We start from the raw sequence: 4,458 nt of genomic DNA, 5'->3' as shown, positions 1-4,458 counted from the left end.
ACTTGCCAGGCCAGTTTATTACCGTTACGATCGAGCAGGCCGGGGTTCCCGTGAAGCGGTCTTACACGATTGCCTCGTCGCCGACGCACCGGGATTTCTGCGAAATTACCGTGAAACACGAGCCGCAGGGGATAGTTTCTCATTACCTGCATACCCAGGTTAAGGAGGGTGCCTTACTACAGTTCACGGGCCCGTCGGGAAAATTTACCTTCTCCGAAGCCGATGCGGAAAGTGTTGTGCTCATTGCCGGGGGAGTAGGCATTACGCCCATGATGAGCGTCGTCCGGTATTTAACCGACCGGTCGTGGAAAAAGGATATTTTTCTGCTTTTTAGTTGCAAAGACCGGGTCAGTATTATCTTCAGGGAGGAACTGGAATACCTGCAAAAAAGATATGCAAATCTGCACGTAACCATTTCGTTGAGCCAGGAAAACAGCCCAGCCGAGGGTATTTATCTTTCGGGACGTATTACGAAGGAAGTGCTGAATGCCCGCGTACCTGACATTACTTCCCATCGCATTCATATCTGCGGGCCTGTCCCCATGATCGATGCCGTCAAGCAGATACTTAGCGAGTTGAACGTGCCGAAGGAGAATGTGCGGGTCGAATTATTTCCGGCTCCGGCCCCCCCCAAAAAAACGCCCGTACCACCGTTGGGGGCAACAAGTTCGACCGATACGGCTGCGGTTGTTACGTTTGTGAAATCAAACAAAAAAGCCCTTTTAACTCCCGACAAGTCTATTCTGGAAGCGTCGGAGGAAGTTGGTGTCAATATAGATTACTCCTGCCGGGTCGGTACGTGCGGCATTTGTAAAACGAAACTGCTTACGGGGTCGGTAACAATGGCCGTTGAAGACGCCTTAGATGATGATGACCGGGCACGACATATCATTCTGGCTTGCCAGGCTAAAGCAACCGGCCCGGTTGCTGTTGATGCGTAGAATCATGCAAAGCGAACGAAAAATAATCGGGAGTTTACTGGTGCTGCAACTTGGCTTATGGCTAGGCTTTTTAGTCCATCGTTCACCGCGCTTTCCCGGTAGCCTGACGGGGGGCTTGCTGGCAGTAACCGGAGCTGTATTAATGGTGCTTCCTCCGCTCGTTTACTCAGTCGCTAAACGAATTGCTTACCTGAAGCTGTTGATTACCCGTCGCATACCCCTGGGAACGCTACTCAGTTGGCATGTCTATACCAGTATCATTGGGGCTATACTGGCTATACTGCATACCGGTCACCGTTTTGAGAGTACATTAGGTATCGTATTGACAGCCATGATGCTGCTTACAATCCTGAGCGGATTTATCGGACGGTACTTCTTGGGTTATGCATCTATGGAACTCCATGAAAAACAGACCCTACTTAATCAATTGGCTACTCAGTATAACCAGATGGTCAGCGGGGGCGGTCAACAACCGGCATCTGATTTTCAGTACGCGGCTACTCACTCGTTGATGGGCCGTGTTTTTAACAGCGTATGGGGGACGACACCTGCCGTACTTTCCAGTGATACACCACTGGGGGTACGGGCTGTTCGGTTAACCGAATCCATCGCTGATGTGGAATACGCCATCCGAACGCATGACCTCCTGAAACGACGTGTGACGCGTTGGCTGGTGTTGCACATTGTTACCTCCTGCGCGTTCTATGGGCTACTTATTTTGCACATCTGGTCTTCTATTTATTACGGTTTGCGATGGTTCAGCGGCAATTAACCTACTGGGCTTTGTGGGCATCCCTGCTGATTTTCGGTGGGGTGGTTTATTATACCCTTCGGTATGCGGAAGATAAGCCGGTTCATTGGAAAAATCAGGTCATGCCGGGCCAATTATCACTGGCACATGCTTCGATGAACGGCAACTGCACGTCTTGCCATACAGGTGTGAAAGGGGTTGATGAAACCAAATGCATTAATTGCCACGCTGCGGATAAAGCGTTGTTGGGCCGTCAGCCTACAGCTTTTCACGCCAATATCGGTAAATGTTCTGCCTGCCATATTGAACATCAGGGACCGAACGCTGATTTGCGAACCATGAATCATCAGGCACTGGCTGAGATAGGTGTTCAGTTACTGCCCAAGCTAAGGTCGCGCTTAAAAATAACAGCCAACGCTGACCTCCCTACGAGCCACCCGCTCGTTTCCTTGCTCGAAGCGGAACTTAATTGTTCGGGTTGCCATAGCTCCAAAGACCCCCACTTTGGACTTTTCGGAACGGATTGTGCGACCTGTCATACTACTACACAATGGACTATACCGGCATTTCAGCACCCCTCTGTTCGCTCCACGGATTGCGCTCAGTGTCATCAGGCTCCGCCCAGCCATTACATGGGTCATTTTGAGATGGTATCTAAGAAAGTTGCTTCACAAGGTAGCATACAGACTGGCGGTTGCTGCGAGGGCGTTCAGGTTAACCAGTGCTACGTCTGCCATCAGACTACGGCCTGGAATGATATCAAAGGAGTGGGCTTCTACAAACACCATTAAAAGATACGTTGAAGCAGATTTAAAGTAAGCTCAAGCAAATGTATGCCTTCATATATAGCACAACAATATGAATAAAACTCCATTACTACACTTGCACAACGGCTTTGCTTTCTACCAGGGCGACTTACGTTCGGTCAGTCTGCATCGTCACCACGCCGTTGAGCTGGTTATTAGCGAAGGCCCTTGTGAATTCTGGAATGAATCAGAGCCGCTCAAACAGGGACGAGTTATGCTGTTGGGGGCCGACATCCCCCATCGGTTCGTGGGCAGTGGCTTGCAGTGGTTTATTTATGTAGAGCCCGAGAGCGAGTTAGGTTTAAAATTAACCCAGTATTTGAACGGGCAACCGGCGGTGAGTTTTCCAGATACCTTAGCCGATAAACTACCCATCGCCGAGGCTACATCCGTGAATGAACTAATACACCTCTTTCAACAATTTACGGGATTCCTGCTGTTGGAGAAACCAACACCTGAGACTCGCTCCGTTGATAACCGCATTTCCAGCCTGATCGACTATATCAAATGTAATATTGACGGACCGTTAACCCTCCGTAAACTGATGGGCGTAGCCTGTCTTTCGGAAGGGCGATTGATACACCTTTTCAAAGAGCAGGTGGGCATTCCGATTCGCCGATACATTCTCTGGACCCGTCTGCAAGTCAGCGTTCAGCGTGTATTGCAGGGCGAAACCCTAACGCGGGCGGCCCACAGTGGGGGTTTTGCCGATTCAGCTCATTTCAGCCGCACGTTTTCCGAGATGTTCGGCATCCGCCCCTCCGATGTACTGCTAAAATAGCCGGTTTGTTCAAGTCTGCCGATGACGAAATGGCGTGCTTTGCAGCGGTTATTCGCCAAACACAAGCATGAACAAACGCATCTCGCTACTTCGCTATCTGCTCTATCCGGTTGTCTGGGTAGGCTCCTTTGTAATGATTTCTACCCTGCTCGCGGTGGGGGTGAATATCTACCTCGCTACACTACCCGTCGTTGCCGGGGCCGCTGTAGTGGTGTTGTTGCTGGAAAGGGCCTTGCCCTACGATACCGATTGGCTACACTCGAAGCAGGGCGACCTAAATCTCGATACGGTCCATTATGTGGTCAATTACGGCATTAAGGTTGTGGCACAACTGCTTATTCTCTGGTTGGGGCAGTCGCTGGTTGTGTGGACCATCTTCCCAACAACCTGGCCTTTATGGGGGCAGATTCTACTGGCCCTGACCATCATCGACTTTTTTCTGTTTGCCATTCACGCCTTAAGTCATCGTTACGAATGGCTTTGGAAATTGCACGCCATCCACCACAGCTCAGAACGATTATATTGGCTAAACGGCGATAAACGTCATCCGATTCATCAGGTACTGGAAGGCTTACCAGGAATTACGCTTTGTGTGTCGATTGGTACGCCGATGCCGGTTGTGGCGGGGGCATTAGCCGTATTGGCCGTTAACATGATATTGCAACACGCCAATCTTGACTACCGCGCTGGCTGGCTTAAACACCTGTTCAGCGTGGCTGAACTGCACCGCTGGCATCACCGGGCCGACTACAAAGACGCTCAGGTCAACTACGGGGCCTGGCTGGTTATCTGGGATAAGCTCTTCGGCACGTACTACGACGCACCGAGCCAGGCTGAACAGATTGGGCAGATTGGCATCGCCGAAGAACCTGATTTCCCACGTACCTACGCGGGGCAGCTTCGATACCCTTTTCGTCCTGGTACTAAACAAGTGAATTCACTGCTTTTGTCCATTGGACTAAACTTCTCTTTTCTGTCGTTTCAAACTCCTGAAGATAGCCTTTTGGGCACACGGCGTGCGCCCGACGGTAACGACATCAGCATCTATCGGAAAGGCGAGCAATACGACGCTAAACTTACCCATGTATCGAAACCGGAACTACGCAATCAATTGGGCAGTATAGTCATTTGGGGGATGCGCTACGACAAGAAACGAAATGAATGGAATGGAGGTCAACT

General features: G+C 50.5%; 5 protein-coding genes. All 5 read left to right on the top strand.

Going from position 1 to position 4,458, the window contains the following annotated elements; genetic code table 11:
• A partial coding sequence (locus BGO59_RS24795) for a 2Fe-2S iron-sulfur cluster-binding protein (RefSeq protein ID WP_293687899.1) occupies positions 1 to 941 on the top strand: 941 nt, incomplete at its 5' end.
• Between the two features lie 4 nt (positions 942 to 945).
• Positions 946 to 1,713: a hypothetical protein gene (locus BGO59_RS24790; protein WP_293687896.1), complete on the top strand. Its 768-nt coding sequence runs from the start codon at positions 946 to 948 to the stop codon at positions 1,711 to 1,713.
• Positions 1,695 to 2,483 carry a hypothetical protein gene (locus tag BGO59_RS24785; protein WP_293687893.1) on the top strand — a complete coding sequence of 263 codons (789 nt, stop codon included), beginning with the start codon at positions 1,695 to 1,697 and terminating at the stop codon, positions 2,481 to 2,483. Before BGO59_RS24790 ends, BGO59_RS24785 begins: the two co-directional genes overlap by 19 nt.
• A 67-nt stretch (positions 2,484 to 2,550) precedes the next feature.
• A complete protein-coding gene (locus BGO59_RS24780; protein WP_293687890.1) occupies positions 2,551 to 3,279 on the top strand; it encodes an AraC family transcriptional regulator in 729 nt (242 codons plus the stop codon).
• Between the two features lie 67 nt (positions 3,280 to 3,346).
• A partial coding sequence (locus BGO59_RS24775; RefSeq protein WP_293687887.1) for a sterol desaturase family protein occupies positions 3,347 to 4,458 on the top strand: 1,112 nt, incomplete at its 3' end.

Source organism: Spirosoma sp. 48-14, assembly GCF_001898575.1.
Classification (GTDB): domain Bacteria; phylum Bacteroidota; class Bacteroidia; order Cytophagales; family Spirosomataceae; genus Spirosoma.
Note: the sequence above shows the minus strand (reverse complement) of the source record. Positions and strands in the feature narration are given on the sequence as shown.

Bases quoted from the DNA above. Each gene is read 5' to 3' on its own strand.
- BGO59_RS24790 (WP_293687896.1), top strand. From the start codon at position 946: ATGCAAAGCGAACGAAAAATAATCGGGAGTTTACTGGTGCTGCAACTT.
- BGO59_RS24785 (WP_293687893.1), top strand. From the start codon at position 1,695: ATGGTTCAGCGGCAATTAACCTACTGGGCTTTGTGGGCATCCCTGCTG.
- BGO59_RS24780 (WP_293687890.1), top strand. From the start codon at position 2,551: ATGAATAAAACTCCATTACTACACTTGCACAACGGCTTTGCTTTCTAC.